Source organism: Chloroflexota bacterium (assembly GCA_020161265.1).
GTDB lineage: Bacteria > Chloroflexota > Chloroflexia > Chloroflexales > Herpetosiphonaceae > Herpetosiphon.
In genome coordinates this window covers 239,865-265,352 of record JAIUOC010000008.1, presented here as the reverse complement: position 1 = coordinate 265,352, position 25,488 = coordinate 239,865, and the positions used below count along the sequence as shown (strand labels likewise).

Genomic DNA, 25,488 nt, shown 5'->3' with positions numbered 1-25,488 from the left:
GGATCTGAGCAAGTACCGCTATTATAGCGCTAGATTAATAGATCCAGAATTAAGGGCGTGATTTGGCTAATATCTTCGACCTTGGCGGCAGCTTGGGCCTTGGCTCCCACTACCAATAGCGGCACTGGATTACGGCTGTGGCTGGTGTGCTCAATCATCTCAAGGTTGCCATGATCGCTAACCAAAATCAAGCTATCGCTGGGTCGCATTTGGCTGATGACCGACCCAAGCATGGTATCGATCAATTCAAGCGTATGTTCGGGGGTTTCGACAATCCGGCGATGACCAACGAAATCGGGCAAATAGCACTCGTAATGCACCAAATCGGCCAAACGCAGCGCTCGCCCAAGCCTCAAGCCTGCTTCGTGGGCAGTAATCGTGGGCAAGCCTGCCAATGCGCCCCATTGTTGCAAATAATAACCCGTAATGTCCCAAGTCACTGCTTGACCAGCTAGCCATTCGGGTGTGGCAGGCAAGGCTAAATCGACAACTTGAGCGGCGAGCGCGGCGGCAGTTGCCCGTTGCTCACGCTTGGCAACTAATTCCCAATAGCGATCACGATGGACGGTAGCGATCAAACTAGTACGGCCAAGTTGCTGGACTTTGGCAAACAAGCTTTGTTCGGCGATCATCGGGCGTTGCGAGGGCGCAGGATAGGCTGGATAATGCCTGCCCAACAAGGCCGAAGCATTCACGCCTGTCCATAAACTAGTATGGCCCGTGCCACTTTGCGGCAAGCCCTCAACCCCCAAAGTGGCATCAATCGCCCGAAAATAGAGATTGGGCTGATCAATCTGCAAATTACTGTGTGGCAAATCGCCCAGTAATTTGGTGAGTATTGGCAGATGGGCGGTTGTCCAGGGTGCGGCAGCATGCGGCAACAAACCAACGCCATCAATAAAACAGACAATCACGCTCATAGCACATCAATCCCAAAACGAGCCAAAAGATCGCGACAACGTGCGGCTGGCTGTGGGCTGAAAGGATCTTGCGGGCCATGCGAATCGCCGCCAGCACTGATCAAAAAGCCATGCAGCGCGGCCTGCTGCTCAAAAAATGCCACTTGCTCAGGGCTGTGCATTGGATAATAAACTTCGATGCCATCAAGCCCAATCGCTGCCAACGCCGCAAAATCAGCGGCAGTTGCTGGAATGGCATAAACACTTTTTTCGCGACCAGGGTGAGCTAAAATCGCCACGTCGCCAGCAGCATGCGCGACTTGCACAATCTCGGCTACGCTCAAGGGATTATAGGCCTCAGGCTGGTTGGTTAGTAAATAAGCCATGCCCGCCGATTCAGGATCAACGCCAGTTTGGCTGGGCCAGATGCCATCACGCACCAAGGCATGGGCCACATCGGCCAAATTGGCAGGCCGATCGACGGCAATCTGGGCTAGGCTTGGGAGATCATGGCCTGCCTTGCGCGTCTGGTCCAGCAGGTGTTGAGCATCGGCATGGTTGCGACGAACCACGGCCTCGCACAAACCCAAAATTCCAAGATCGTTAGGGTTTGCGCCATACACCAAGGTATGCCAAAGTTTACCATTGAAGGCACTATCGAATTCAACGCCGCCAATAAAATCCAAGCCCGCTGCTTGCGCCGCCTCAGCAAAGGCCGTCACTTGGCTGGTCGTATTGTGGTCGGCGATGCCAATAACCTGAATGCCAGCCGCTTGAGCCGCTTCAATTAATCCGGTGGGTGTCCAATACGAATGATGAGGTGTCGCAATGGTGTGACAATGTAAATCGAGCAACATTTGAGCCTCCCAACACAAAGGGCCAAGAGCATTAGCTCTTAGCCCTGCGATGGCGTTGCCAAAATGGTACCACAATTTAGGGTTGGTTGATGGAAGGATTTTGGGTGGTGATTGGGAGATTTTGGCTTTGGCTATATTTACGCCATTTGCGCCAGCCAAACCAAGCGGCCAAGACCAACGGCAACCAAATTGGAATCCATACCGCCCAGACAACCAAGGTTTCGGCAACATCTTTGCCAATTTCCAACACGTCGTCCCAAGCGCCAGTTGCGGCGGCGAGTGGTGTCCAGCCTGGACGTTCGGCTTTAGCCAAGGCATTGCGAATATTTTGGCCAATATCAATTTTAGCAAACATGCTGTAGTCAGCAGTTTTTGGCCGAATCAACAAGGTAACCATGCTCATCGAAGCGCTATCGCTCAGATATTTTTGGCGACCTTTGATCACTTCGATTTGGCTTTCGTATTGCATTAATGTTTCGTTGATTTGAATTGTATCGGCGATGGTTTCGGCTTTGGCCAGCAATTCACGAATACGGGCGGCGGTGGCTTCTAAGTTGGCTAAGCGTGATTGATTATCGACAAATTCTTCGGTTACATCTTGGCCAGAAACTTCGCGGCGCACAACTTCAAGCTTATTTTCTTCAAAGGCATTTAGGGCTTTTTCAAATTGGGTAGCCGGAACCCGAAAGGCTAGCGAAATATAGGCTTGATCTTCGTCATTGCTGCTGGCATCATCGGTCGCAACAATGTAGCCACCCAAACGCAGCACCATATTTTCAATTTGGGTGCTGGCCAAACGCATTTGCTTATAATCGATTAACGCTTCAACATCAGCATTTTTAATCACCAAACGATCAGCAGCTTGGTTGGGGGCGGCACTCGGTTCTTGTGATTTTTCTGCATCGGCTGGCGCAGCCCCACCAAGTGCCGGAGCAGCAGCATTCTCAGATTCAGTCATTAAACCATCGGTAGTTGTTTGACGGCTAAGGTCAGCTGAAGCAGGAGCAGAATCGGCAGAGCCGCCGTCTAGCGCATAAGCAACAGTTGAAACTTTATTTTCTGTAGCATTACCAGAACCATTCAACAATTTTGATACGATCCAAAAGAACACAAAGACAGCAGCGCCAATCGCCAATAAACGTTTGTGTGAACGAATTTGGGCTAACATACCAATTTCCTTTCGCGGGATGGGTCAAATTTTGGATTGTCGCGACGTTTCTATAGCATCAACGTTACGAATGTTCAATTTGTTCCCGACTAAATAGCTATTTAGCCATCCACTTGGAAATTGATGCTAAATACCTTGACGTTTGCGCAAAGCTGGGCGACGACGTAGTTGGGTTCGCCGAACGACTGGAGCTTTAGACTGCGTGGCTAGGGGTTCCACAGCAGGTTGAGCTTCGCGAATCCGTTTGATCCAAAATTCCTCGACTAAAGCTTGGCCAACCACTGCCAGAGGAATCGCAATCACCCCGCCGATAATCCCCAAAAGCTCGATCCCACTAAACAAGGCCAAAATCGTGATCACTGGATGGGTTTCGACTGCATGGCCCATAACTTTTGGCGCAATGATATGCACCTCAATATTACCAACAATCAAATGCAACACCAGCACCCAAACCGCCAACATCGGCTGCACCGTGAAGGCCACCAGCATAGTCAAAATGGTGGCCACGAAACCGCCAACATAGGGAATTAGCTCAAGCATGCCGCCGATTACGCCCAAGGCGACCGGATAGGGCACGCCTAGCATCCACAATCCCATGCCAAAACAGACGGCGTAGAAGGTGGCAACCGTCAGTTGCGCCCAAACCCAACGCCCAAGGCGGCGGCCAATCACATTGGTCACATTGATTAAGCGTTCTTGAAAGCGGTTCGGAATCATCAACTTGATAAAATTGCTGGCAACATTGGCGCGGCTAACCAAGAAAAAGGCTAAAACCAAGACCACAATAAAATTAATGATTACGCCCATCAAGGTGCGACCAAAAGTGAAGGCTGCGCCACTAAACCCGCCAACCACCGTGCCAGCGTAATGCGCCGCTTGACCAGCCAAATCACCAGTTGGCAAGGTTTCGCGCAAAGTTGGAAATTGCTGAGCCAACCAAGCACTGGCTTGTTGGGTTGGCTGACGTACCAAATTAGGGAATTGCTCAGCCAGAAGTCGCACCTGTTGACTAACCATTGGCACCAGCACAAAGCCCAAACTAATAAACATCGCAATAATAATCGTATAAATCACCAAAATTGTGACTGGACGGGCGATACGCAATTGTTCAAAGCGTTGCACGACCCCCGAAATTGCCACTGCCAGCAGCACCGCCACAAAAAACAGCACCAACACATGATTCAGCAGAATCGTAATCCAGACCCCTGAAAAAATCAGTAGTGTCCAGCCGACGGTGCGGGCACTGACTCGCACGGTTAATTCTTTGGGCATATGTGCTACCTTCCATCGACCCGAAACACTTAGCCTAACCGTGGGTTTAGCCGCAGTTCGGGGCGATTATGTTGACATTGACCACACAGGCCAAAGGCTTCGAGGGCATGGCCTTGAATCACAAAGCCAGTCGATTTCCCAAGCTGATTCAAAATGCCATCGAGATCGCAGGTATTAAAAGCAACCGCAGTGCCACAACGGGTACAAACTAGTTGATGTTGATGGGGGTGGGCTGGCAAATAGGCATGATCACCTTCATCGTGGTGAATCCGAGCCAACCAATGGCTTGCCGCCAGCATATCCAAGGTACGATAAATCGTGGCACGACCAACATCGGGCAATTCGGCCACGAGTTGTTCGGCAGTAAACGGCTCGCGACGGCTGGCAATCGTGCGAACAATCAAGCGCCGTGGGCCAGTCATGCGACAACCTTGCTCGTTCAGCGAGCGTAAAACATCATGTTCCCAAGCCATACAAAAATTTCCTTACTAGGTTATGAGAGATCATAGGGTGCAGGCGTTTCGCGAGCAAGCACATAATGCATTCCACCAACATGGCGAACCATGCCTTTGAGTTCCATCAAGCCCAAGGTTGCCGCCAGATCATGGGCCGCTAATCCACACGAGCGCCCTAATTCGTCGATGTGGGTGGGCTGGCCACTCAAATAGGGCAAGAGCAAAGCCTCAGCGGGAGTTTCGGGCACAATCGTACTGACCGTTTGTTGGGCTTGAGCTTGATGCAGATTCAGTTGCTCCAGCAATTGCTCGACCGAACGCAAGGGTGTTGCCCCATCGACGATTAATTGATTTGGCCCGTCGCTGCTATGGCTGAGAATCGAGCCAGGCACCGCAAACACATCACGACCTTGTTCGAGCGCAAAGCGGGCAGTAATTAATGCGCCGCTACGTTCGCCTGCTTCAACCACAATTGTTGCCAAACTTAGCCCGCTAATCAAGCGATTACGAGCAGGGAAGTTACCACTCAATGGCTCAGTCGTCGGGGCATATTCCGAAAGCAAGGCTCCCTGTTGGCTCACATCAGCTGCTAATTGGCGATGTTGGGAAGGGTAAATCTGTTGGAGTCCACTGCCAAGCACCGCCAAGGTGCGACCATTATTATCTAAAGCGGTGCGATGGGCGATTGCATCGATGCCCAAGGCCAACCCTGAAACCACCGTCAACCCTGCGCGGGCTAACTCGCCAGCAAACTTATAGGTGACCTCACGTCCGTAGGGGGTAGGGTTACGTGTTCCGACGATCGCCACCGCCCAACGATCAGTTTCAATCAGCGAACCACGCATGTACAGCAACGGTGGCACAGGCTCGATCGTGTGCAACATCGGCGGAAAGTCCGGATCGGTTTGCAACACAACCGTGATGTTTTGTTCAGCAATCGTGCGTAGCTCAGCCTCAAGGTCTAAATGCTGCTGCGCATGCTGCAAGGCTTGAATGCTGCGGCGATCCAAACCTGCCGCCCGCCAATCGTCGAGCCTAGCCGACCAAGCTGCCGCCGCCGAGCCACAATGCTTAATCAAAGCTTGGAGGCGCTGTGGTCCTATACCAGGAGTGAGATTAAAGGCAATGTAGGCATGACGTTCATCCATTGCAGACTCCCACACATGTGTAACGCTTTAATTATACATCAGTCGAGTTGGTAGCAAAAGCAAATAGGAATTGCGGGCGGTATCAAAAGCTATGAGCTTCACGGTATAATGAAGCTATTATGGCTTTTTTCCACCATGGCCGAGTTTATGAATAGTTTTAGCGCTACGTCCTTCCAACCAGCTATGGAGCAACCAACGCTCGCTGAATTAACCCAAACTATCGCTCGTTTAGAGGCTGAGCTAGCTACTACCAAGCAGGCCTTGCTCGCCAGCGAACAGCGTAATCTGCAATTTTTTCAACAAACTCAAGCGATTGAGTTAATTGTTGAGCCAGATACTTGGCGGGTTTTAGCGGCCAATGCCGCTGCTTGCCGTTTTTATGGCTATAGTCAAGCTGAGTTTAGTAACATCAACGTTCGCGACTTAAATGTATTGACCAGTAAAGAACATCGGGTGGCAATTCGTAATGGTGAGCTTGGTGGTAGCAATCGCTATGAGTTTCGCCATCGTTTACGTTCAGGAATGGTCTGTGATGTTGAAGTTTATATCACTCCCTTTGAATATCAACAGCAACCAGCCTTATTTTGTTTAATTCACGACGTAACTGCCCATAAACAGACGATTCGCCAAATGCAGCGCCAAAATGCCTACCTTGGCTCGCTTCACGATGTGACCTTGGCGTTGATCGAGCAGGCCGCGCTGCCCGATTTGCTCGAAATTATTTTGTGGAAGGCAAGCGATTTGGTCGGCAGCGAATATGGTGTGATGTATATTCGCAGCGCCGATGACCAAGCCATGGAATCTGTCGTGAGCCGCGGGGCAATCAACGTGATCCAGCGCATCGAATTAGGCCAAGGTGCAGTTGGCAAGGTCGGCCTTAGCGGTCAGCCATTAATTATTGATGATTACACTGCCTGGAGTGAGCGTTTATTTACGCCGCAAGATGGTTTTGGCAATGGCCTGTTGGTATTACCATTATTCCGTGAACAAACGGTCGCTGGCGCACTAGCGATTATCTATGAGCCAAGTCAGATTCAAATTAGCATTACGATGCTTGAAATGGTGCAACAATTTGCCCGCTTTGCCTCGCTTGCACTGGAGAAGCATATGCTCTACACCGCAGCCCAAACTGAACTGGCCGAACGTCGGCGGGTCGAACAGCAGTTGCGTTCGCTCAATGAGCGGTTTGAATTGGCCCAAACGGTGCTGAATGGCGGCATCTACGATTGGGATATGATTCAGCAGACCACGGTGGTGAATCGGAGCTTTACAACGGTGTTTGGCTATACCAGTGAAGAGGTTGCCAGCAGCCCAACCTGGTGGGAAGAACATCTGCACCCCGATGATCGCGAGCTGTTCATCCAACGAACTGCCGATATTTTTGCTGGCCATAGCGATGTTTTTTCAGCCGAATATCGCTTCCTCGATCAACATCAACATTATCGCTTTGTACAGGATCGCGGCCATGTGCTGCGTGATCCCAATGGTCAAGCTTTGCGCATGGTTGGCACGCTGATTGACATCTCCGAGGAATATCGCCATATTGTTGAGATGCTGCCTTTGCCGCTGTTTGTGGTGCAGGATGATCGGATTGTCTATGCCAATCAGGCTGGGCTGGCGTTGACCCAAACCACCAGCAGCGAATTATTAAGCCAATCGGTACTTAGTGGCTTGCGCCCGCAAGATCCTGATGATTTTTATGTGCTGATTCGCCATGCCAGTACTATTCCCACCAGTTTTATTGAAACAACCTTTTTGCGCCGCGATGGCACGCCAATTTATGGCGAATGTTCCACCTCAGCAATTTTATTTGAGCATCGAAATTCAGTCCAAGTGATTATTCGTGATATTAGCGAACGCAAGCAGGCCGAGCAAAAACGCCTAGAAATTGAACAACACTTTTCAGAAACTCAAAAATTAGAAAGCCTTGGCGTGTTTGCTGGCGGGATTGCCCACGACTTCAACAATGTTTTTATGTCAATCCTTGGTAATACTCATTTAGCCATGCTCGAACTGCCTGAGCAAGCCAACCTGCGTCCACTTTTAGCCGAAATCGAACAATCGGCCAAACGAGCAGCGCAAATCACCAAGCAAATGGTCGCCTACACCGGCCAAAATCTTGATGTGCGGCGTAGCCTGATGATCAACGAATTAGTTCAAACCTCAATTCGTTTGCTCCCCTCAAGCCTGACCCAGCAACGTCATATTCAGAGCAACTTAGCTGATAACTTGCCGCTGATCGAGGGTGATCAACAACATCTGCGCCAAGCGATCAGTAATGTGCTGATCAATGCACTTGAAGCGTCGAGCAGCGGAACGCTTACGGTTACCACCAGCTTGCGCGATTTGCAAGGAGCACCCGAGGGCCACACCTACACCACTGGTACATTTTTGCCCGCCCAATATATCGCGATCGAAATTAGCGATCAAGGCTTAGGGATGGATCATGCGACGATCTCGCGCATGTTCGACCCATTTTTTACCACCAAATTCACTGGACGCGGGTTGGGTTTAGCGGTTACTTTAGGGATTGTGCGCGGCCATCGTGGTGGCATTGCGGTCAAGAGTCGCCCTCAACAGGGCACGACAATAGGAATTTATCTGCCAATTATGACAGCAGTACAAACCGAGCTAGCCAGCGAACAACCAGCCTTAGTCGATTCTGGCCCAGGCAAAATTCTGGTGATCGACGACGAGCCTGATGTACGAATCGTGATTGATCGGATTTTACGCCGTTTGGGCTACGAAACCTTACTAGCCGAGGGTGGCAATCGTGGCATTAGCCTCTTCCGCGACCATCATCACGAGATTGCGGGCGTATTTCTCGACCTGACGATGCCCGATCTTGATGGCCAAAGCACCCTAGCAGTGCTCAAACAGATTCAGCCCGAGATTCGCGTGGTAATTATGAGCGGCTATAATGAACAACAAGTGAGCCAACAATTTGGTACTACTGGTACAACCCAATTTCTAGCAAAACCATTTATGATTGAGGAGATCCGCGATAAGCTCACGGCATTACGGCTCTAGCCATGCCGCGTTGGCAATTTTTTGAAAGGGGCAGTTATGTCTCGGCGTTCTCCCAAACCATCACCATGGCCACGGCGGTTTATGTACATTACGGGCATTGTGATGGTTATTTTTTTTGTGGTAGCAGTGACGGGCTTATACAGTAATAATTTTGCCCTCGCCTTCCCGATGTTTGTTGGTTTGACGGCGTTGATGTTGTTTATGATTATTTTGCTCTTTTTACACAACCGCCTCAATCGCTAGCCAAACCAGTGCGTTGTTTCAAGGCCAAGGGCTGATTGCAATCATCACAATCAGCCCTTGGCAACGTTTTAAGTTATAAATTTGGAATTTGCCAATCGATTGGGCTTTGGCCATGAGCCTCAAGTGCCATGTTGATTTTAGAAAATGGACGACTACCAAAAAAGCCATTATCAGCCGAAAGCGGCGAGGGATGCGCCGATTGAATAATCGTGTGGCGGCTCGTGTCGATTAAGCTGGCCTTCTTTTGGGCATAGGCTCCCCACAACACAAATACCACATGTTCTGGTTTGGCATTGACTTGGCGAATCACGGCATCGGTGAATTTCTCCCAGCCGCGATTTTTATGCGAGTTGGCGATATGCGCCCGCACCGTCATCACCGCATTGATCATCAACATACCTTGTTTGGCCCATGGCAGTAGGTAGCCATTATTCGGCACAACACAACCAAGATCAGTTTTGAGTTCCTTGAACATATTTTTGAGCGATGGTGGCGCTTTGATTCCAGGTAGCACCGAGAAGCATAGGCCATGGGCTTGGCCTGGGCCATGGTAAGGATCTTGCCCCAACAATAGCACTTTAGTTTGTTCAGGCGAGGTTAATTCTAAAGCCGAAAAAACTTGATCTGCTGGTGGAAACACCTGTTGTTCAGCCCGTTCGGCGGCAACAAATGCTTCGAGATCATTCCAATAGGGCTTGCTGGTTTCGTCGGCGAGCACTGGTTGCCACAAAGCCGGAATCGTTAATGCCATCGCTGTTGTCCTCATATTCACACAAAGTTGGCTCTTGCATCTGCACAAGTTGCCCATATCATACAGCTTAAGAATCACTCAAGCCTGTGTCAATGGTTGTCACAAGCCTAGAGTACCCGAAGTTTGCTTTGCGGAAGGAGTATCTGTGTGTTGAATCGGTTTCGAACACCTCGCACGTTCTCGCTCTTAACCTTGCTCTCGTTGTTTAGCCTTGTCGTTGGCCTCAATTTGGCCCAAGCCGCCCCGCGTACCATTCAAGGTGGCGGTGGCTTTACCCCAGGCAATTTGGTGGTAGTACGGGTTGGTAATGGTAGCGGTTCGCTTTCAAGCGTTTCCACAGCAGTATTTCTCGATGAGTACACCACCAACGGCGATTTTGTGCAAACTGTGCCCATGCCAACCGCCTTAAATGGCAATAACCGTCGCCTCACCATGTCGGGCACGGCAACCTCGGAAGGCTCGCTCAGCCTTTCAGGCGATGGCCAACATCTGCTACTGGCAGGCTATGATGCTGATGTTGGGATTGGAGCAATCGCGGCTTCCTCAAGTAGTACATTCAACCGCGTGGTTGCCAAAGTTAGCCTGAGTGGCCTGATTGATACGACCAACGTGATTACTGATTCCTATAGTGCTAACAATATTCGTGGCGCGACAGGTAACGGCGATAACCTTTGGGCAACTGGCACAGGCAACCCGGGCGGAGTACGTTTTCTGAATGGGATGGGCACGACCACGACCTTGATCACCCCAACCAACACGCGGGTGGTGCAGACCTTCGGCGGTAATCTCTATTTTTCATCATCATCAACAGGCTCGCGCGGTATTTTTCAAATTGGCACTGGCTTGCCAACCAGCGCTGGTCAAACGATTATGCCAATCGCCAGCGCCACCTCGCCCTATGGCTTTGCCTTTTTAGATCGCGAACCAAGTGTGGCAGGCGTTGACACGTTATATGTCGCCGACGATGGCACGAACTTGCGTAAATTCTCATTCGATGGCACAACCTGGACATTGCAGGGTGTTTGGGGTATTGCAAGCACCGGGTTTCACCTTGCGGCCCAAGATAATGGAGCCAACGGTGTTGATTTATACCTGACGCGTGGCACCAATAGCCTTAGCAAATTGACCGATACTGCAGCTTATAACCAACCAATTAATGCTGCTGCCCTAAATCCAATTGTTCCGGTTGGGGCCAACACGGCGTTTCGTGGAATTATCGTCGTGCCCAGCCCAGTTCAGGCTACGCCAACTCCGACTGAAACTGCGACAGTAACGCCGAGCGAAACCCCATCGCCAACCGCCGTGGCAAGCTGTTTGCGCTTTATGGTCAGTTTGGAAGGCTCGCAGGAAGTACCACCAAGCGGCAGCAATGCAACTGGTGGTGGCACAGTCGATGTTGATACCGTCAACAACATTTTGAGCTATAACCTCAGCTATCAAGGCTTGAGCAGTACCGAAACTGCTGCGCATATTCACGGTTTTGCGCCACGCGGAGCCAATGCTGGCGTTTTAGTTGGCTTGAGCACTGGCTCGCCCAAAGTTGGCATCTTCAACTACAGCGAAGCTCAAGAAGCCAGCATTTTGGCCGGCCAAGCCTACGTTAATATTCATACCAATAGTTTTCCTGGTGGCGAAATTCGCGGCCAAATTGACGGAGCAACCATCAATTGTCCACCGCCAACCGCTACGCCAACCGAAACTGCAACCCCAAGCAACACGCCAACCGCGACTGCTACGCCAATCCCAAGCTGTTTACGCTTTATGGTTAGTTTGGAAGGCTCACAGGAAGTGCCACCAAGTGGCAGCAATGCAACTGGTGGCGGCACGGTCGATGTTGATACTGTCAACAATATTTTGAGCTATAACCTTAGCTATCAAGGCTTGAGTGGCACTGAAACTGCTGCACATATCCATGGTTTTGCCCCACGTGGCGGGAATGCTGGCGTTTTAGTTGGTTTGAGCACCGGCTCACCCAAAGTTGGCATTTTCAACTACAGCGAAGCCCAAGAAGCCAACATTTTGGCCGGCCAAGCCTACGTTAATATTCATACCGATAATTTCCCGGGTGGCGAAATTCGCGGTCAAATCGATGGTGCGACAATTAATTGTCCACCGCCAACCGCAACCCCGACCGAAACTGTTACGCCAAGCGCTACGGCAACTGCGACGGCAACAGGCACGGCCACGCCCAGCTTAACCCCAATCATCACTCCACCACCAAGCTGTATCACCATGACGGTAAGCGGCAGTGGTTCGCAAGAAGTGCCACCGAATATTAGCAATGGCATGGTGATGGGCATCATTGAAATTAATACGGTTGCCAATACGATCAACTACAATCTCAGCTACCACGATTTGAGCAGTGCCGAAACTGCTGCCCATATTCATGGTTTTGCGCCGCGTGGCTCAAATGCTGGCGTATTATTCAACCTGCCGCTTGGTGCAAGCAAAGTTGGCTCGGTCAGCTACGCCGAAAATCAAGAAGCCAATATTTTAGCAGGCCAGACCTACATTAATATTCATAGCAACAATTTCCCGGGTGGCGAGCTTCGCGCCCAACTGGATGGCGCAACCGCATTATGTGCTACGCCAACACCTACGGTAACCAATACCCCAACTCATACAGCAACCCCAACGGCCACAGTGACTACTACTACTGTGCCGCCAACCTTTAGAATCTATCTGCCATTGACCATGAAATAAACATCAAAAAGCCGCTGGATCAGCTTGATCCAGCGGCTTTGAATTTAATCGGGTTAATGCCAGAAATTAATTCCCAAGAAGCCGAGCAGGCCGCCAACCAACAACGTGCTAGTCAGGGTTACGCCCAAAAGCATAAACAGCACCAAGGCTGCTAATACATAGCCTGCACTGAAAAAGAACATTCCTTCCCAACCAACATCGTGAGGCGGTAAATCGAAGAGTTTTGAGGGTTCAGGTGGTTGTTGCATGAATTAGGCTACCTCAGGGTGGTCACGCTGATTTCGGCAGGGCGGAGGGCCGGGACTCCCACCGCCGCACGCCAGTCACGGACACACCAGACCACTTCTGGTCTATGAATTCGATTATAGGGTGGTTTAAAACAATTAACTATGGTCAGATTGCCATAAGCTCATGGCCCAATTGTTGTGGAAAGTATACAAGATTGTGCAATTTGTCAAAACGATGCTCCTTTCGGAACCGCCAAAAACGCGCAGATCAGGAATATTCAATGTTAAGCCACTGGTTGCGACCAATTGAGCTTGCAATCGAACCAACCAAATAGCTGAAATTATCGTTGGGATGCAAAATTCATCGATAATCATTATGCCGAACAACAGATTTCGCCGAACTACGGCCATCTGCTATACTGTAGGGATAGAAAGCCACCTGCATTTAGGGAAGACCATGATGGATAAGCTCCCACATACGTTTTATCGCCGCCGTTTTGTTGATGGTCGCCATCATGTGTTCCATTCGTATGGATTCGGGCGGGTTGTCCGCAACGATGCTGAGTTGTTAGTCTATGATTGGTCGCTTGGTACGCCACAACGGATTACCGATACGCTGGGTTGGGGCAGCGACGCGCCGCGCACGCGTTTGTTTGATCAACGAGCGTCCCGCGCCTTTGGGCGTTCTTGGTGGTGGCGTTCACGGCCACTCAACATCACCAGCATGTATGATGAACGCGGCAATTTGATTGTGCAGCGCATCGATTTTGCCAGCAAAGCCATGGATATTAGCGGCAGCTTTTACCAAACCGATCTCTACCTCGATTGTTTTGTAGCCGCCAATGGCATAACCCACGTCGTTGAAGATGAAGATGAAGTGATCGAGGCCGAGGAAGTTGGTTTGCTCAGCCAAGCTCAACGAGTGATGATTGAAACTGAACTGGATACAGTGCGCAATTTGCTGCGCAATGGCACATGGCTGAGTTGGCTCGAAGCCGCCGCTGGCGCACCATTTGATCGCACATTTTTGCCCAAAGCGCGTAATTACGATGGTTTCTGGCAATCGCGGGCAAGCTATTGGCCGGAGGATTAACATGGCGCTCGATTGTAGTGTCGTGATTATTTCATGGAATGTGGCAGATTTGTTGCGCCAATGTTTGGCCTCGATCAGCCAATCGCTAGCAGGCAGCAACTATAGCTACGAAGTGATTGTGGTCGATAATGCTTCGCACGACGATTCGGTGATAATGGTGCGTCAAGCATTCCCCAAGGTTCAAATCATCGAAACGGGAGCCAATTTAGGCTATGCTGGCGGGGTGAATATTGGGGTCGATGCCGCCCAAGGCCAATGGGTTTTGGTGCTCAACCCTGATACCGTGATGCAAGCCGAGGCAATTCCTCAGTTGCTTGATTGGGCGCAACAGCAGCCCGCTGCCAGCGTAATTGGCCCGCAACTGCGCTACCCCGATGGCTCAATTCAATCGTCGCGCAGACGACTACCCACCAAAGCTAGTTATTTTTTTGAAAGTACCATCCTCGAACGCTGGTGGCCCAATAATCCTTGGGCGCTGGCCTATCGCTGTGCCGATCAGCCCGATGATCAGCCGCAACAGGTCGAATGGCTCATGGGCGCGGCCTTATTGGTGCGTAAATCGGCAATCGAGCAAGCCGGCTTGATGGATCGACGCTTCTGGATGTATTCAGAGGAAGTTGATTGGCAAGCCCGCTTGGGGCGTTTTGGGCCAATTTGGTATGTGCCGCAAGCAGTGATCGTCCACCACGAAGGCAAATCCAGCGAACAAGCCCCAGCACGCAAACATTGGGCCTTCCAAGAATCCAAATTGCGCTATGCCGCCCTGTACGAAGGGCCACTATTTGCCACCTGTTTGCACTTTTTCTTGGCCAGCAGCTACCTTTATGAACTAGTAGTTGAGAGTTGCAAATGGCTGCTTGGGCACAAACGCGAGCTACGTTGGCAGCGCATGCAGATTTATTGGCAGGTGTTGCGCCATTTTGGCTAGGCTTTGACATTTACCCATGGCCTCGTATAATGCCTATATGCGACCTTCACGTTCGGCCCAACAGGCAGCCCCCCCAGCAGCGATGGTTCATCTCTACCGTGGTTTGATGGATCGCGCAGTGACATGGCGTTCGCGGATCGATACGCCAACCAACTGGGCGGTGGCAATTACGGGTACTGTTTCGAGTTTTGTGCTGGGCGATGCCAATCATCATCATGCAGTTGTGCTGCTAACAATTGTCTTCTGTATGGGCTTTTGGTTTATCGAGGCACGGCGCTATCGCTATTACGATTTATGGGCAACTTGGGTTCGCATCCTCGAAACTGATTATTATGTACCATTGCTTGGTCAAAATACCCTCGCAGTTGATCAATATTGGCATAAATTGCTGCTGACCGATATGAACACGCCGCATTTTAAGATCACAACTTTAGAAGCCTTGGGGCGACGGTTACGCCACAATTACATGGCGATTTTTCTGTTTTTGCTGTTTATTTGGCTGCTCAAGCTGATGATTCATCCGCAAATTACCAATCGGCCTTCACTCGAAACCTTTATCTACGATGCGAGTTTAGGGCCATTCAACGGTAAATTTGTGATTTTATCGGTCTTAGGGTTTTATGCGCTCTTGATCATCGTGGCATTAATTACGATTCCCCGTTGGGGCGCTCGCACCGAAATGGTGAGCCACGAACGGGTATTACGGAAGTTAGCGCTGCCAGAAGCCATGCCAGTAGGGAAAGCCAAACGACGGGGAGGGCGACGCAAATCATATGGAAAAGCCCACGACTGACCAACCAACCGATCTCTGCATCATTATGCATGCCCATGCGCCGTTTGTGCGCCAACCTGGGCCATCCAGCCATGGCGAAGAAGAGTTGCATGGCCTGATGGCCGATTGTTATATTCCGCTCTTGCGTGGCCTCGCCGACTTGATCGAGCAAAATAAAGCGGTCAAAATGGGCTTGGCCATCAGTCCAATTCTGTTGCATCAATTGAATGATCCGGTTGTGCAAAAGCATATGCTGCATCATCTCGATGAGGCGATTGTTCAGGCTGAGCGGCGGCTTGAAGCAACCAAGGGCGACGAGCACGAAGCCTATCTAGCCCAATTTTATTTACAACTGCATCAACGAACCTTGCATGTCTTTGAAAAGCAGTGGAGCCGCAATATTGTGGCCATGACCCGCGAGTTGGTCGAGGCTGAGGCGCTAGAAGTGCTGGGTCATACGGCAACCTATCCAGTACCACATTTGTATGATCGCCCAACCTTACGCACCCAAGTCGAAATTGGCACGATCGCCCTGATGCACTTGCTCGGCCAAACGCCAAGCGTCTTGTGGAGCGCCGAAGATCCAGTTTCGCCAGAGTGGGAGCAGATTCTCAAGCCTTTGGATATGCGGGCATTGGTCGGCACGGCCAACCCTGAGTTACGCGGCCAAGCCCTTTCGTGGCTTTCCGAAGCTCGTCAAACCGCTGTGATTACGCCCGATCAGCGCTTGCTGACGCATATTCGCTCGGTTGGCTTGGGCTATCCCGGCGATCCATTGTATCGTGCACCGATGGAAATTCCCATGGATGATGGCATGCTGAGCCGCGATGGTAGCGCCTATGATCCATTTTATGCCTATGCGCGGGCACGAATGCATGCGCGTCACTTTACTGCTGTGCTCAGCGAAACCGCCAGTAACGGTCAGCCCTTGGTGATTGTGGCCGATATGGAATTATTTGGTAGCGGCTGGTTTGAGGGTGGTTTGTGGCTGCGCACCTTGCTCGAAGAATTGCCTAGCCATTTTCGCTTGGTTACGCCTAGCACCCTGCTCAAACGCCATAAACCCAGCGTGGTTGTGCCACCACAGCATTTTGCCGGAATTATCGATGGCCGATTGAGCGCCGCCCATCGCCAATTACAGGCGGCAGTGGCGCAGTATCCCCAAGCCTATGGCGACCGCGAACAAGTGCTCAACCAAGCTGCCCGCGAATTTTTGCTGGCGCAATCAGGCGATTGGGATCGTTGGGTTGGTACGCCTGGCGCAGATTATGCCAATGCTCGGCGTAGCGAACACCTGCAAAAGTTCGATTGGCTGATGCAGTTATTGCCGCATGAAACCTTGTTGCCAGTTGCCGCCCGTGAATTTGCCGCCTTGCAAGAGCGCGATAATCCTTTTCCAACCCTGAATTATCGTTTGTTTGGAAATTTTGAACGATGACAACCTACACTTGGCTTGGCCACGACCAGCCACATCTTGATACACTGTTCGTTCAAGACCTTGGGGCGATGGTCTTCGCCAGTTTTGGCGGGGTGGTCGCCCAAGGCGCTCGGAAAAATGAAGATGCTGCGGCAATTTTCATCGATTCTGCTGGCGGATGGGAATTGGCGGTGGTAATCGATGCTCATCATTCAGCCCAAAGTGCCCTGTTGATTTTAGAAACCTTGGTTGGAGCCGAAACCCAACTGCGCGAATGCTTGAACCAACCCTTGAATCAAGCCTTTTTTAGCTTGGATCGGGCTTTACTTGATATCTTTCGCAGCAATCGCTTTCGGGCGCGGTGTGCCGCAATTCAAGGCGAGGCCTCGTGTTTATTCGTGGCCCGCAAAGATGAATATGTTTGGTATTGGGCAGTTGGCGATTGCATTGGTTATATTTTCCACCCCAGCATTGCGCGGCTCGGCGAGATGCAACTCAACCAACGCCGCTTCTACGAATGGATTGGCAATGTCAATACTTGGGATGGGGTGTTGCCTTCGTACTCCACTGGCATGCGTTTGCTCCAACCTGGATTGACCACGATTATGTTAACGACTGATGGCTTGCTGGAGTGTGGCACACGCCCGTTTGAAAACCCAACCACCTTGTATAACGCGGTTTGTTGGGAGCAGCACAGCCTGCCACGAGCCGCCCGCGCCTTGCTCGAACGAGTACAAACTGAAGGCGGTCGCGATAGTGCCACCGCCATTTTGTGGCAATTTGATAGCACATGGACTGGAATTAATCGCGATTTCCGCTAAACACATGGGCCAAGCCCCCCCAAATTGACTGATGCTCAGCCTGTAGCCCAGCTTGTTTGAAGGCTTGCAGCACATGCTTGCCATCACCAAACCGTTGTGCTAGCGGCGCAAGCTGGCGATAGGGGTAGCTTGGCGCACCCAAACTACGAGCAAAAAAAGGCACAATCGTTTGCAAATAGATTTGGCCTAAGCTGCTCAACCATGAACTGCCTGTACCAACCTCAACCAAGCTAAACCGCCCATTTGGTCGCAACAAGCGCCGAATTTCGCTAGCAAAGCGCACCAACTCGCTATAACAAAAGGTTTTTAATCCAAAACAACACACCACTCGATCAAGGCTTTGGCTAGCTAGTTTGTTGGCAAACATATCAGAATTGTGCACTTCAATCCGCTCAAGTAAGATCGGATATTTCAAGGGTTGCGCTACCAGATCGAGTGCAATCAACGAACCATGCCCTTGCATTGCTTGCTCCAGCCATGGCCAAGCCTCGCCACCGCCACACAGCAAATCACCAACCACCATACCTGGCAGAATCTGCGCCGTAGCAACACATCGTTTGCGCCAAGCATTGATAATACCCAAGCTGCTGAGCGAGCTGACTTGAGCATAGGAAGGAGCCATTTGTTCAAATAGTGCGTGTAAATCGTTGCTATCAAACTGATCGACCAAGCCATAGTTGGGTGCTGAAATCATCGTGGAAACCTCTCTAATAACTGCTTGGTTTCCACGATAGTGCGCGGCTGTTACACCAACGTTACAAGGCTTCGTTGGCTAAGCGTTCGATCAGCGCCTGCATCGTTGGATCAACTTGGGTATGTTGAGCCAAGAACGTGACGATTGCCAAAGCCGCAGCTGGGCTAGCCTGATAGCCTTGCACCCATTGGGCTAATAATGGTTTAAGTTCAGGCAAACGCTGCTCAATTCGGCGTTCATTGGCAAAAGCATCGCCAGCAGGCAGGCTGAATGTTGGCAAATAATTTAGCAATTCCAAGACCCGATCAACCGCAAAATGTTGGATAAAGCGCTGGGCCGAAAGCCACTCGCCACGCTGATAGCGGCATAAACCAACATACAAACAGGTCAAGGCTTCGCCTAACAACCATGCGGGCTGATGTTGATTGGTTGCTGGCATTGCCAGTTGGGGCAGCGCAATTGCGGCCTCAGCATGCGGCGCTTTCCAGATAATTTGGCCTGGCGCAAAGGGGATTTTGGGCAATTCAGCTGGCTCGAAAATCGCAAATTCACAGAAAATCTCATCGCTATACAGCAATTTATAGCCATCAACCGTATTTTGGAAGGCATAGCTAATTGGCTGAATTGCGGCTAACCAACTCAGATCATTCATAAAAAGCGGCTTTGTGCCTGGCTCGACAATCGCAAAAAAATCCAAATCCGACCATTGATCAAGCCGTTCGCGCTCTAAACCAACCGAGCCAAGCCCAATCAGGACTAACCCATGGCCGCTAGTAGCAAGTGCTTGACCGATCGCAGCGAGCCGAGCTAAAAGTTGGGTTGGGGTGGGCATGAATTTACTCCATCAAACATCGATTAACGTCGCTGATAGATAATAACCCGATCGGCAATTGTATGGAGTTGTTGCCATTGAGTTTGGTCAGCAAATTGCTGGGCAGGCCAACCCATTCGCTCAGAATAATGCTGATCCCAAACCACTAAAGTGCCTGAGTGCATTGTTTCTGGCTTGGGCACGCTCCACCAAAGTTTATTAGGGGCAGGCAGCGGTAATTTTTGAAAATAATAAAACCACACATGGGTAGCATAAATTGGTTGTGCTTGCGGCTGGTTTTGGGTGATCCACGTTTGGGCTTCAAGGCTGGCCTGCGCCTCAAGATCGACCGGAATTGGCCGAAGTTGGGCTGGCCAGCGCAAAGCTATAACCACGAATAAACTCACCAAAGGCCAAAAAAGTTGGGCTGGAGCCAACCAACGATCAAGCAGCAGGTGTAGCGACTCAAGCCATTGAGTCGCCCAAAGGCCAATCACAAAGGCAATTGGCAATAAAAAATAACTATAACCGCCCGAAGCAAACAAGCCAAAGCGATAGATCACGACATGGCTCAGCCCATACAGCACACTTGGCCAAACGATAAACCAAAGCTGACGCTTGCGCCAACTCCAAGCAGCTCCAGCTAAACCCAAAAGCACCAATGGCCAGCCAATCCCAGCTAATAAATCGGGGCCAAAATGCCACCATGTGCCTGAACCATACAAATCGGTTGGTTTTGGCTCGAAAAAAATCATCCATGGGCGATTGCCTAAAACCAGCCAGCACAAGCCATAATAGGCCAGCAATGGCAGACCGCTCACGAGGGTTGAGCGCCAATCACGCTGCGATAGCCGATATAGCCCCCAAAAACCAAGCAATAATAAGCCTTCATGGCGCATTAATGGCAAGCAGCCAATCGCTAAGGCCGCCCACTGCCAACGTTGATTAAGGCTGCAATAGGCGGTTAAGCCCAAACAAACTGCAAATGGCAACACGGTCGTGGCATAAGCGAATTGGCTGACCCAAGGCTGAAGATAGACAAACAGCGGCACAAGATACCAGTAGCGAAATTCCAACTGGCGAGCAATCAAAAGATAAAGGCCTGCTGTAAATGCGGTCATGAGTACGGCAAAAGCTCGCGCAACGTACAGCCCACCGAGCGCTGCTGGCATATAAAAGAGCGTATTGCCAAAACGCCCCCATGTATCTAAAACGAAGGCTGGTCGCTGCCAAGCCCGTTGCGCAATCACAATATGGCCAATTTCATCTTGCACAATTGTGCTCAGCGGCGAGAAATAAGCCAACATGCCAATCCAGATCGAGCCAAGCCCAAGCAACAAACCACCAATTAGCCAATAGCGCCGCTGCATACTTCAACTCCTATGATTTGAGCAATTCAGCCTTGCATAGTAGCACACAACTCCGTCGTAAGCCGCATGGAGATTGTGACGGCCTATGTCACAATGCTCGTGTTTACTTGCAACCGCACTGCGGCAATCAAGGAGGGTCTATGGCCGACTATCAGCTTGCCCAACTTAATATTGGCACAATCAAAGCCCCGTTAGATACGCCACTCATGGCCGATTTTACCAATAATTTAGATCGGATTAACGCCTTGGCTGAGAATTCTGAGGGGTTTGTTTGGCGCTTGAAAGACGATTCGGGCAATGCCACCGATTATCGCCCACTCGACCCGCTAACGATTGTCAATATGTCGGTTTGGCAAGATATAGATTCGTTGATGCAGTATGTCTACAAATCGGAGCATGTGGCAATTATGCGGCGGCGCAAGGAATGGTTTGAGCGCATGGAAACAGCGTTTATGGTATTATGGTGGGTTCCTGCTGGCCATGAGCCAAGCGTGGCCGAGGCCTTAGAGCGATTAGAACATTTGCGCAATAACGGCGAAAGTAGCTATGCGTTTAGTTTTCGTAAGCCCTTCGCTGCACCAGATAGTATCCAAGCTGTAGAGGCCCAATAATGCCAGAACTTAGCCTACGCCCGATTGAAGCAGCCGATCTAGCTAGCTTTTTCGAGCATCAACAAGATCCGCTGGCAATTCACATGGCCGCCTTTACCGCCGCAGATCCCAGCGATTATGCTGCATTCCAAGCGCATTGGCACAAAATTATGGCTGATGATCGGATTATCAAACGCTCAATTATCTGGAATCAGCAACTGATCGGGCATATTGCCCAATTTGAACAATTTGGCGAACCAGAATTGACCTATTGGCTCGATCGCACCTATTGGGGACGAGGGCTGGCCAGCCAAGCGCTCGAATTATTGCTCAACGAAATTCCCACGCGACCTTTGTTTGCCCGGGTTGTGCAAGATAATCATGGCTCGCTGCGAGTACTAACCAAAGCTGGCTTTCAAATTATCGGCGAAGACACAGGTTTTGCCAATGGTCGGGGCTGTGACGTGGCCGAATATGTGCTACGGCTTGATTAATCATCGTTCGGGTTGGAAGAGTGTTCTTATTTTAGGAGGATAACGCAATGTCTCAACCACAAATGCCACCCCAAGGCAGTTTTCAATTGCCACCACATTCAAATTACCCAGGCACACCTACCAATCAGCAAGCTGGCGGCAGCAAAGCCAAAGCACTCTTGATTGGTTTGGGAGCAGTTGTTTTAGGCGCGATTGTTTGGGGCTTATTGGCCTATTTCACCCAGCGAATTTTTGTGTATGTGGCAATTTTGATTGGCTTGGGGATTTCCTATGCCATGATTTCGCCGCTGCGCAAACCAGTATCAAAAGCTGTGCTCTTTTCGTTGGTTGTTCCAGCAATTCTGTTTACCTTGCTCTCGTTGGAATTGGGCAATCTGATAACCTTTGTCATGACCTTTCAACGGGATTTTGAAATTCCTTTGGGTGAATCCATTTCGCTGGCTGTTGATTTTATGTTGAGTGAAGAATGGTTACCCACCAAAGATCACATCTTAACCGTTGTCTTTGGTTTGTTGGGGGCTGGTTACGGCTTCTACAACAATCTCAAACGTGCATTAAGCTAATTCGGCAACGCGGGGCTGTGGAATTGCAGCCCCGCGTTTGTCTTTAATTATTGATTGCCCAGCAATTGTTCTAGGCGATCAACATAGCTGGCCAGCACGCGGAAGGCGGCTTCAACTGGCTCAGCGGAAGTCATATCGACCCCAGCCAATTTCAGTGCATCCAATGGCGCTAACGAGCTACCAGCACTGAGGAAGGCCAAATAGTTAGCTTGGGCATCGGGCTTGCCTGCCAACACACCCTCGGCCAAAGCATGGGCAGCAGCAATCCCCGTTGCATATTGATAGACATAGAAGTTGGCATACATATGGCCTGAGAAGGTTGCCCAGGTAATCCCCATACGATCAGCATCGGGCACAACTTCCTCGCCATAGCCTTCACGGAACAGATCGAACATGATGCCGTTGAGAGTTGCAGCGGTTAATGGTTCGCCACGCTGACCACGCTCGTGGATTTCGAGCTCGAATTGGGCCAAAATTGGCATGATGAAGAAATAGCGGTGGAAGTTGCTCATGGCTTCTTCGATCAAGGCAATTTGGAAATCGGGGTCTTGGTTGGTGTTGAACAGGTGGTTGCGCACCAAAGCTTGATTGAAGTTTGAAGCTACTTCAGCCACAAACAAGCCATAGTTGCTATAAATCGTTGGCTGGTTTTGCCAAGTCAAATATGAGTGCATGGAGTGGCCAAGTTCGTGGGCCAAGGTGCTCATCCCAAAAATATCGTTGTTGTAGTTCATCAAGATATAGGGTGGCGTGCCTTTCCAGCCACTCGAAAACGCCCCGGCACTCTTGCCTTTATTTGGGTAAATATCAACCCAACGATCTTCCAACAGGCCACGTTTGGCAACGCTGGTGTAGCCTTCGCCCAACGGCTGCATCCCTGTAATAATCCAATCGACGGCTTCGGTGTAAGGGATTTCAAGCTTTTTGGTGGTTAATGGCGCTTTGATGTCGTAGACATGCAATTGATCATAGCCCAAGGCTTGACGGCGTAAGCGCCAGTAGCGATGCCAAGTTGGGTAGTTTTTGCGCACCGTGGCAACCAATTGATGAAATACATCGGTTGGGATGTTGTTTTCGCCAAGTGCGGCGGCTAAAGCTGAGCTATAGTTGCGCACGCGAGCATTGAACACATGCTGTTTGACACAAGTTGCCAAACAATTGGCCATGGTATTTTTGTTGGCCAAATGGGCATCGCTGTAGTTTTCAAAGGCTGTGCGCCGCACTTCCCGATCAGGATCGGTGACCAACAGGCCAATTGTGCCTTGAGTTAGCTCTAATTCAAGCCCATTAGCGCTATGGGCTGCGGGATAGGCCAAATCAGCATCGGTCAAAATGCGATGGGTTGAACTGGCAGAATCAAAGGCATCGCTGACCAAGCCCAATACTTGTTCAACTTCGGCTGAACGCACATGGGCTTGCCGCCGCTCAACATCATGAAAATATTGACCATAGCGAGCCAAATCGGTGTTTTCGGCTTGCCATTGCTTGAGCGTTGCAAAGCCAATCGCAATAATTTCTGGCTCGATAAACGCCGAGCTAGCCATGGTGCGCGAATAAACCCCCAACACCCGATCCATTTTGGCTTTGGCTACTTGGTCGGTGGTATCGACGTTATAAAACAGGCTGGCATAAATATAGAGCTTGCCAACCCGCTCGTTAAGCTGATCGGAATAATTCAGCGCGGCTAAAAGCGTTGCTGCGCCTTCAGCCAAACGGCCTTGGTATTGCTCGATGTCGGCGATCGATTGGGCATAGGCATCAAGTGCTTGTTCCCATTCAGCATCAGAAGCAAAAACTTTGGTTGCATCCCAGGTATCGGCGAGGGCTACTTCCTGACGGGTTGGCACTGTTGCGGCGGTTGTCATTCCAAAACTCCTTCAACACACAGGCTATTGCAATTGGCAACGATTATTCATCGTCATCATCAAAATCATCGTGATCATCGCCAAAATCGTCCTCAATGTCACCGTTCGCAGGGCGGAGATTCAGGCGATGCAAAAGGCGCACAGCAAGCGGCCAGCCAGCCGCCGAAAAGTGCATTGTTTGTTTGTCGTGGCGCTCGGCCAACAATTCAAGCATTGTGCGGTAGGCAGGCGGCAAGCTAAATTCAACAGGTAAGCTGTAGCTGCCATCAGCATTCTCAGTGTTATCAATTTCAATATCGGCTTCGTAAGTTGCGTGAGCATAGCCCAACAATAGCGCCGTATCTTCCTTGAGCGGGGTCAATTGGGGCGTGCCATTGGGCAAGCGCTCAATTCGAAAATAATCGCCGCTGGTACGTGAACGCCGCCGTCGGGCTACGCGATGTTCTTCAAACGCCACAAACAAGCGCGAGCCATTGGTTTGAGCTTCAACTGCTTGCCATGTCAAAGTATCGCTATCAAAGTGAAACCATTGATCGCGTGCGCCAGTTTCGATTTGCAGCAAATTGCCTGGAGCTTCGACCGTCGGCAATTCTGTCAAACGATCGATTTTATCTTTGAGCGTCACCACGCGATAGTTGCGAGTGCGCAAACGGGCAATTAAGCCTTGACCACGCGCCGAGGTTAGGGTAAACGAATGCCCATTGACCGTGCCCTCACCGCGTAAAATCGGAATCATGGCGGTATCTGCAATTAAAAAGGTATTAACCCTGACTTCTTCAAGATCTGGCCGACGAACCATCTAGGAATCCTCCTGAATGCGGTTAAGATACGGTGCTGCGTAGGCATGGCACATGGCAACGGCAAGGGCATCGGCGGCATCATCGGGCTTGGGAATATGATCCAAATTCAGGGTCATTTGCACCAGATGTTGCATTTGCTGTTTGTCGGCGTTGCCATATCCGACCACGGCCTGTTTCACAGACAACGGTTTATATTCAAAAATTGGCAATTTGGCTTGGCGCAAGGCCAACAAGGCCACCCCACGTGCATGGCTTACGGCCATCGCAGTTGTGACATTTTTAGCAAAAAACAATTCTTCAACTGCGGCAACCGCTGGCCGATAGTGGGCCAAAACATGAGCTAAATCATTGTAAATGCTCACCAAGCGATCGGGCAGCGGCTGTTTGGCGGGCGTGGTAAACGCGCCATAGGCAACCATGGTCAAATCGCTGCCATCGGCATCAATAATGCCCCAACCCATAATTGCCGTGCCTGGATCGATCCCGATAATCCGCATTGCTGATCCTCAATGATTAT

The 25,488-nt window shown here is 50.5% G+C and carries 25 protein-coding genes; 11 read left to right on the top strand and 14 right to left on the bottom strand.

Annotation, left to right across the window (positions count from 1 at the left end):
- Positions 1–29: 29 nt before the first annotated feature.
- The 6 genes from LCH85_18900 to dprA form a co-directional block, all read right to left on the bottom strand.
- Positions 30–920, bottom strand: coding sequence for a metalloenzyme (locus LCH85_18900; GenBank protein MCA0354070.1), 891 nt, complete (start codon positions 918–920; stop codon positions 30–32).
- The gene (locus LCH85_18895; protein MCA0354069.1) at positions 917–1,756 is read right to left on the bottom strand and encodes a PHP domain-containing protein; all 840 of its coding nucleotides are present in this window, start codon (positions 1,754–1,756) and stop codon (positions 917–919) included. The genes LCH85_18900 and LCH85_18895 overlap by 4 nt, the downstream gene beginning before the upstream one ends.
- Before the next feature lie 76 nt (positions 1,757–1,832).
- Positions 1,833–2,924: a DUF4349 domain-containing protein gene (locus LCH85_18890; GenBank protein MCA0354068.1), complete on the bottom strand. Its 1,092-nt coding sequence runs from the start codon at positions 2,922–2,924 to the stop codon at positions 1,833–1,835.
- Positions 2,925–3,050: 126 nt separating this feature from the next.
- Positions 3,051–4,196 (bottom strand): AI-2E family transporter, encoded by a 1,146-nt coding sequence (locus LCH85_18885; protein ID MCA0354067.1) that lies wholly within the window; start codon positions 4,194–4,196, stop codon positions 3,051–3,053.
- 29 nt (positions 4,197–4,225) lie between these two features.
- Positions 4,226–4,669: a transcriptional repressor gene (locus tag LCH85_18880; protein ID MCA0354066.1), complete on the bottom strand. Its 444-nt coding sequence runs from the start codon at positions 4,667–4,669 to the stop codon at positions 4,226–4,228.
- A 20-nt stretch (positions 4,670–4,689) separates the two neighbouring features.
- Positions 4,690–5,799 (bottom strand): DNA-processing protein DprA, encoded by a 1,110-nt coding sequence (gene dprA, locus LCH85_18875; protein MCA0354065.1) that lies wholly within the window; start codon positions 5,797–5,799, stop codon positions 4,690–4,692.
- A 108-nt stretch (positions 5,800–5,907) separates the two neighbouring features.
- Between dprA and LCH85_18870 the strand changes: the two genes are divergently transcribed.
- Positions 5,908–8,829: a PAS domain S-box protein gene (locus LCH85_18870; protein MCA0354064.1), complete on the top strand. Its 2,922-nt coding sequence runs from the start codon at positions 5,908–5,910 to the stop codon at positions 8,827–8,829.
- A 36-nt stretch (positions 8,830–8,865) separates the two neighbouring features.
- Positions 8,866–9,072, top strand: a complete 207-nt coding sequence (locus LCH85_18865; GenBank protein MCA0354063.1) for a hypothetical protein — start codon at positions 8,866–8,868, stop codon at positions 9,070–9,072.
- A gap of 73 nt (positions 9,073–9,145) precedes the next feature.
- Here LCH85_18865 and LCH85_18860 read toward each other — a convergent pair whose 3' ends face one another.
- Positions 9,146–9,823, bottom strand: a complete 678-nt coding sequence (locus LCH85_18860) for a uracil-DNA glycosylase (protein MCA0354062.1) — start codon at positions 9,821–9,823, stop codon at positions 9,146–9,148.
- A gap of 147 nt (positions 9,824–9,970) precedes the next feature.
- On the opposite strand from LCH85_18860, the gene LCH85_18855 reads away from it, so the two are divergent.
- Positions 9,971–12,526: a CHRD domain-containing protein gene (locus LCH85_18855; protein MCA0354061.1), complete on the top strand. Its 2,556-nt coding sequence runs from the start codon at positions 9,971–9,973 to the stop codon at positions 12,524–12,526.
- A gap of 53 nt (positions 12,527–12,579) precedes the next feature.
- Here LCH85_18855 and LCH85_18850 read toward each other — a convergent pair whose 3' ends face one another.
- Complete coding sequence (locus LCH85_18850) at positions 12,580–12,774, bottom strand: hypothetical protein (GenBank protein MCA0354060.1); 195 nt, start codon at positions 12,772–12,774, stop codon at positions 12,580–12,582.
- 436 nt (positions 12,775–13,210) lie between these two features.
- Here LCH85_18850 and LCH85_18845 point away from each other — a divergent pair, with 436 nt between their 5' ends.
- Genes LCH85_18845 through LCH85_18825 form a run of 5 tightly spaced genes read left to right on the top strand, consistent with a single transcriptional unit; the run spans position 13,211 to position 17,784 of the window.
- Positions 13,211–13,846 carry a hypothetical protein gene (locus LCH85_18845; protein MCA0354059.1) on the top strand — a complete coding sequence of 212 codons (636 nt, stop codon included), beginning with the start codon at positions 13,211–13,213 and terminating at the stop codon, positions 13,844–13,846.
- A gap of 1 nt (position 13,847) precedes the next feature.
- Positions 13,848–14,774: a glycosyltransferase family 2 protein gene (locus LCH85_18840; GenBank protein MCA0354058.1), complete on the top strand. Its 927-nt coding sequence runs from the start codon at positions 13,848–13,850 to the stop codon at positions 14,772–14,774.
- A gap of 16 nt (positions 14,775–14,790) precedes the next feature.
- Positions 14,791–15,567, top strand: coding sequence for a DUF2270 domain-containing protein (locus LCH85_18835; GenBank protein ID MCA0354057.1), 777 nt, complete (start codon positions 14,791–14,793; stop codon positions 15,565–15,567).
- Positions 15,548–16,984 (top strand): DUF1957 domain-containing protein, encoded by a 1,437-nt coding sequence (locus LCH85_18830; protein ID MCA0354056.1) that lies wholly within the window; start codon positions 15,548–15,550, stop codon positions 16,982–16,984. The genes LCH85_18835 and LCH85_18830 overlap by 20 nt, the downstream gene beginning before the upstream one ends.
- Positions 16,981–17,784 (top strand): protein phosphatase 2C domain-containing protein, encoded by an 804-nt coding sequence (locus LCH85_18825; GenBank protein ID MCA0354055.1) that lies wholly within the window; start codon positions 16,981–16,983, stop codon positions 17,782–17,784. The genes LCH85_18830 and LCH85_18825 overlap by 4 nt, the downstream gene beginning before the upstream one ends.
- On the opposite strand, the gene LCH85_18820 is transcribed toward LCH85_18825, so the two are convergent.
- The 3 genes from LCH85_18820 to LCH85_18810 form a co-directional block, all read right to left on the bottom strand.
- Complete coding sequence (locus LCH85_18820) at positions 17,765–18,478, bottom strand: class I SAM-dependent methyltransferase (protein ID MCA0354054.1); 714 nt, start codon at positions 18,476–18,478, stop codon at positions 17,765–17,767. The two genes, LCH85_18825 and LCH85_18820, sit on opposite strands and share 20 nt — an antisense overlap.
- Positions 18,479–18,539: 61 nt before the next feature.
- On the bottom strand, positions 18,540–19,310 hold the full coding sequence (locus LCH85_18815) for a hypothetical protein (GenBank protein MCA0354053.1): 771 nt from the start codon (positions 19,308–19,310) through the stop codon (positions 18,540–18,542).
- A gap of 23 nt (positions 19,311–19,333) precedes the next feature.
- The gene (locus LCH85_18810) at positions 19,334–20,659 is read right to left on the bottom strand and encodes a hypothetical protein (GenBank protein MCA0354052.1); all 1,326 of its coding nucleotides are present in this window, start codon (positions 20,657–20,659) and stop codon (positions 19,334–19,336) included.
- 140 nt (positions 20,660–20,799) lie between these two features.
- Here LCH85_18810 and LCH85_18805 point away from each other — a divergent pair, with 140 nt between their 5' ends.
- The 3 genes from LCH85_18805 to LCH85_18795 are packed head-to-tail and all read left to right on the top strand — an operon-like array spanning position 20,800 to position 22,306.
- Complete coding sequence (locus LCH85_18805; protein ID MCA0354051.1) at positions 20,800–21,270, top strand: DUF3291 domain-containing protein; 471 nt, start codon at positions 20,800–20,802, stop codon at positions 21,268–21,270.
- Complete coding sequence (locus LCH85_18800; protein MCA0354050.1) at positions 21,270–21,743, top strand: GNAT family N-acetyltransferase; 474 nt, start codon at positions 21,270–21,272, stop codon at positions 21,741–21,743. The genes LCH85_18805 and LCH85_18800 overlap by 1 nt, the downstream gene beginning before the upstream one ends.
- A gap of 47 nt (positions 21,744–21,790) precedes the next feature.
- Positions 21,791–22,306, top strand: coding sequence for a hypothetical protein (locus tag LCH85_18795; protein MCA0354049.1), 516 nt, complete (start codon positions 21,791–21,793; stop codon positions 22,304–22,306).
- A 47-nt stretch (positions 22,307–22,353) separates the two neighbouring features.
- Here the strand turns inward: LCH85_18795 and pepF are convergent, their stop codons facing one another.
- Genes pepF through ruvC form a run of 3 tightly spaced genes read right to left on the bottom strand, consistent with a single transcriptional unit; the run spans position 22,354 to position 25,468 of the window.
- Positions 22,354–24,171: an oligoendopeptidase F gene (gene pepF, locus LCH85_18790; GenBank protein MCA0354048.1), complete on the bottom strand. Its 1,818-nt coding sequence runs from the start codon at positions 24,169–24,171 to the stop codon at positions 22,354–22,356.
- Positions 24,172–24,214: 43 nt separating this feature from the next.
- A complete protein-coding gene (locus LCH85_18785) occupies positions 24,215–24,970 on the bottom strand; it encodes a hypothetical protein (GenBank protein MCA0354047.1) in 756 nt (251 codons plus the stop codon).
- Positions 24,971–25,468: a crossover junction endodeoxyribonuclease RuvC gene (ruvC, locus tag LCH85_18780; GenBank protein ID MCA0354046.1), complete on the bottom strand. Its 498-nt coding sequence runs from the start codon at positions 25,466–25,468 to the stop codon at positions 24,971–24,973.
- Positions 25,469–25,488 lie beyond the last annotated feature (20 nt).

What these genes read in the sequence shown, in the direction of transcription:
- LCH85_18830 (MCA0354056.1), top strand. Translation starts at nt 15,548, where the DNA reads ATGGAAAAGCCCACGACTGACCAACCAACCGATCTCTGCATCATTATG.
- dprA (MCA0354065.1), bottom strand. Translation starts at nt 5,799, where the DNA reads ATGGATGAACGTCATGCCTACATTGCCTTTAATCTCACTCCTGGTATA.
- LCH85_18815 (MCA0354053.1), bottom strand. Translation starts at nt 19,310, where the DNA reads ATGCCCACCCCAACCCAACTTTTAGCTCGGCTCGCTGCGATCGGTCAA.
- LCH85_18810 (MCA0354052.1), bottom strand. Translation starts at nt 20,659, where the DNA reads ATGCAGCGGCGCTATTGGCTAATTGGTGGTTTGTTGCTTGGGCTTGGC.
- LCH85_18885 (MCA0354067.1), bottom strand. Translation starts at nt 4,196, where the DNA reads ATGCCCAAAGAATTAACCGTGCGAGTCAGTGCCCGCACCGTCGGCTGG.
- LCH85_18845 (MCA0354059.1), top strand. Translation starts at nt 13,211, where the DNA reads ATGATGGATAAGCTCCCACATACGTTTTATCGCCGCCGTTTTGTTGAT.
- LCH85_18870 (MCA0354064.1), top strand. Translation starts at nt 5,908, where the DNA reads ATGAAGCTATTATGGCTTTTTTCCACCATGGCCGAGTTTATGAATAGT.
- ruvC (MCA0354046.1), bottom strand. Translation starts at nt 25,468, where the DNA reads ATGCGGATTATCGGGATCGATCCAGGCACGGCAATTATGGGTTGGGGC.
- LCH85_18840 (MCA0354058.1), top strand. Translation starts at nt 13,848, where the DNA reads ATGGCGCTCGATTGTAGTGTCGTGATTATTTCATGGAATGTGGCAGAT.
- pepF (MCA0354048.1), bottom strand. Translation starts at nt 24,171, where the DNA reads ATGACAACCGCCGCAACAGTGCCAACCCGTCAGGAAGTAGCCCTCGCC.
- LCH85_18795 (MCA0354049.1), top strand. Translation starts at nt 21,791, where the DNA reads ATGTCTCAACCACAAATGCCACCCCAAGGCAGTTTTCAATTGCCACCA.
- LCH85_18835 (MCA0354057.1), top strand. Translation starts at nt 14,791, where the DNA reads ATGGCCTCGTATAATGCCTATATGCGACCTTCACGTTCGGCCCAACAG.
- LCH85_18820 (MCA0354054.1), bottom strand. Translation starts at nt 18,478, where the DNA reads ATGATTTCAGCACCCAACTATGGCTTGGTCGATCAGTTTGATAGCAAC.
- LCH85_18805 (MCA0354051.1), top strand. Translation starts at nt 20,800, where the DNA reads ATGGCCGACTATCAGCTTGCCCAACTTAATATTGGCACAATCAAAGCC.
- LCH85_18900 (MCA0354070.1), bottom strand. Translation starts at nt 920, where the DNA reads ATGAGCGTGATTGTCTGTTTTATTGATGGCGTTGGTTTGTTGCCGCAT.
- LCH85_18825 (MCA0354055.1), top strand. Translation starts at nt 16,981, where the DNA reads ATGACAACCTACACTTGGCTTGGCCACGACCAGCCACATCTTGATACA.
- LCH85_18800 (MCA0354050.1), top strand. Translation starts at nt 21,270, where the DNA reads ATGCCAGAACTTAGCCTACGCCCGATTGAAGCAGCCGATCTAGCTAGC.
- LCH85_18880 (MCA0354066.1), bottom strand. Translation starts at nt 4,669, where the DNA reads ATGGCTTGGGAACATGATGTTTTACGCTCGCTGAACGAGCAAGGTTGT.
- LCH85_18785 (MCA0354047.1), bottom strand. Translation starts at nt 24,970, where the DNA reads ATGGTTCGTCGGCCAGATCTTGAAGAAGTCAGGGTTAATACCTTTTTA.
- LCH85_18850 (MCA0354060.1), bottom strand. Translation starts at nt 12,774, where the DNA reads ATGCAACAACCACCTGAACCCTCAAAACTCTTCGATTTACCGCCTCAC.
- LCH85_18860 (MCA0354062.1), bottom strand. Translation starts at nt 9,823, where the DNA reads ATGGCATTAACGATTCCGGCTTTGTGGCAACCAGTGCTCGCCGACGAA.
- LCH85_18865 (MCA0354063.1), top strand. Translation starts at nt 8,866, where the DNA reads ATGTCTCGGCGTTCTCCCAAACCATCACCATGGCCACGGCGGTTTATG.
- LCH85_18890 (MCA0354068.1), bottom strand. Translation starts at nt 2,924, where the DNA reads ATGTTAGCCCAAATTCGTTCACACAAACGTTTATTGGCGATTGGCGCT.
- LCH85_18895 (MCA0354069.1), bottom strand. Translation starts at nt 1,756, where the DNA reads ATGTTGCTCGATTTACATTGTCACACCATTGCGACACCTCATCATTCG.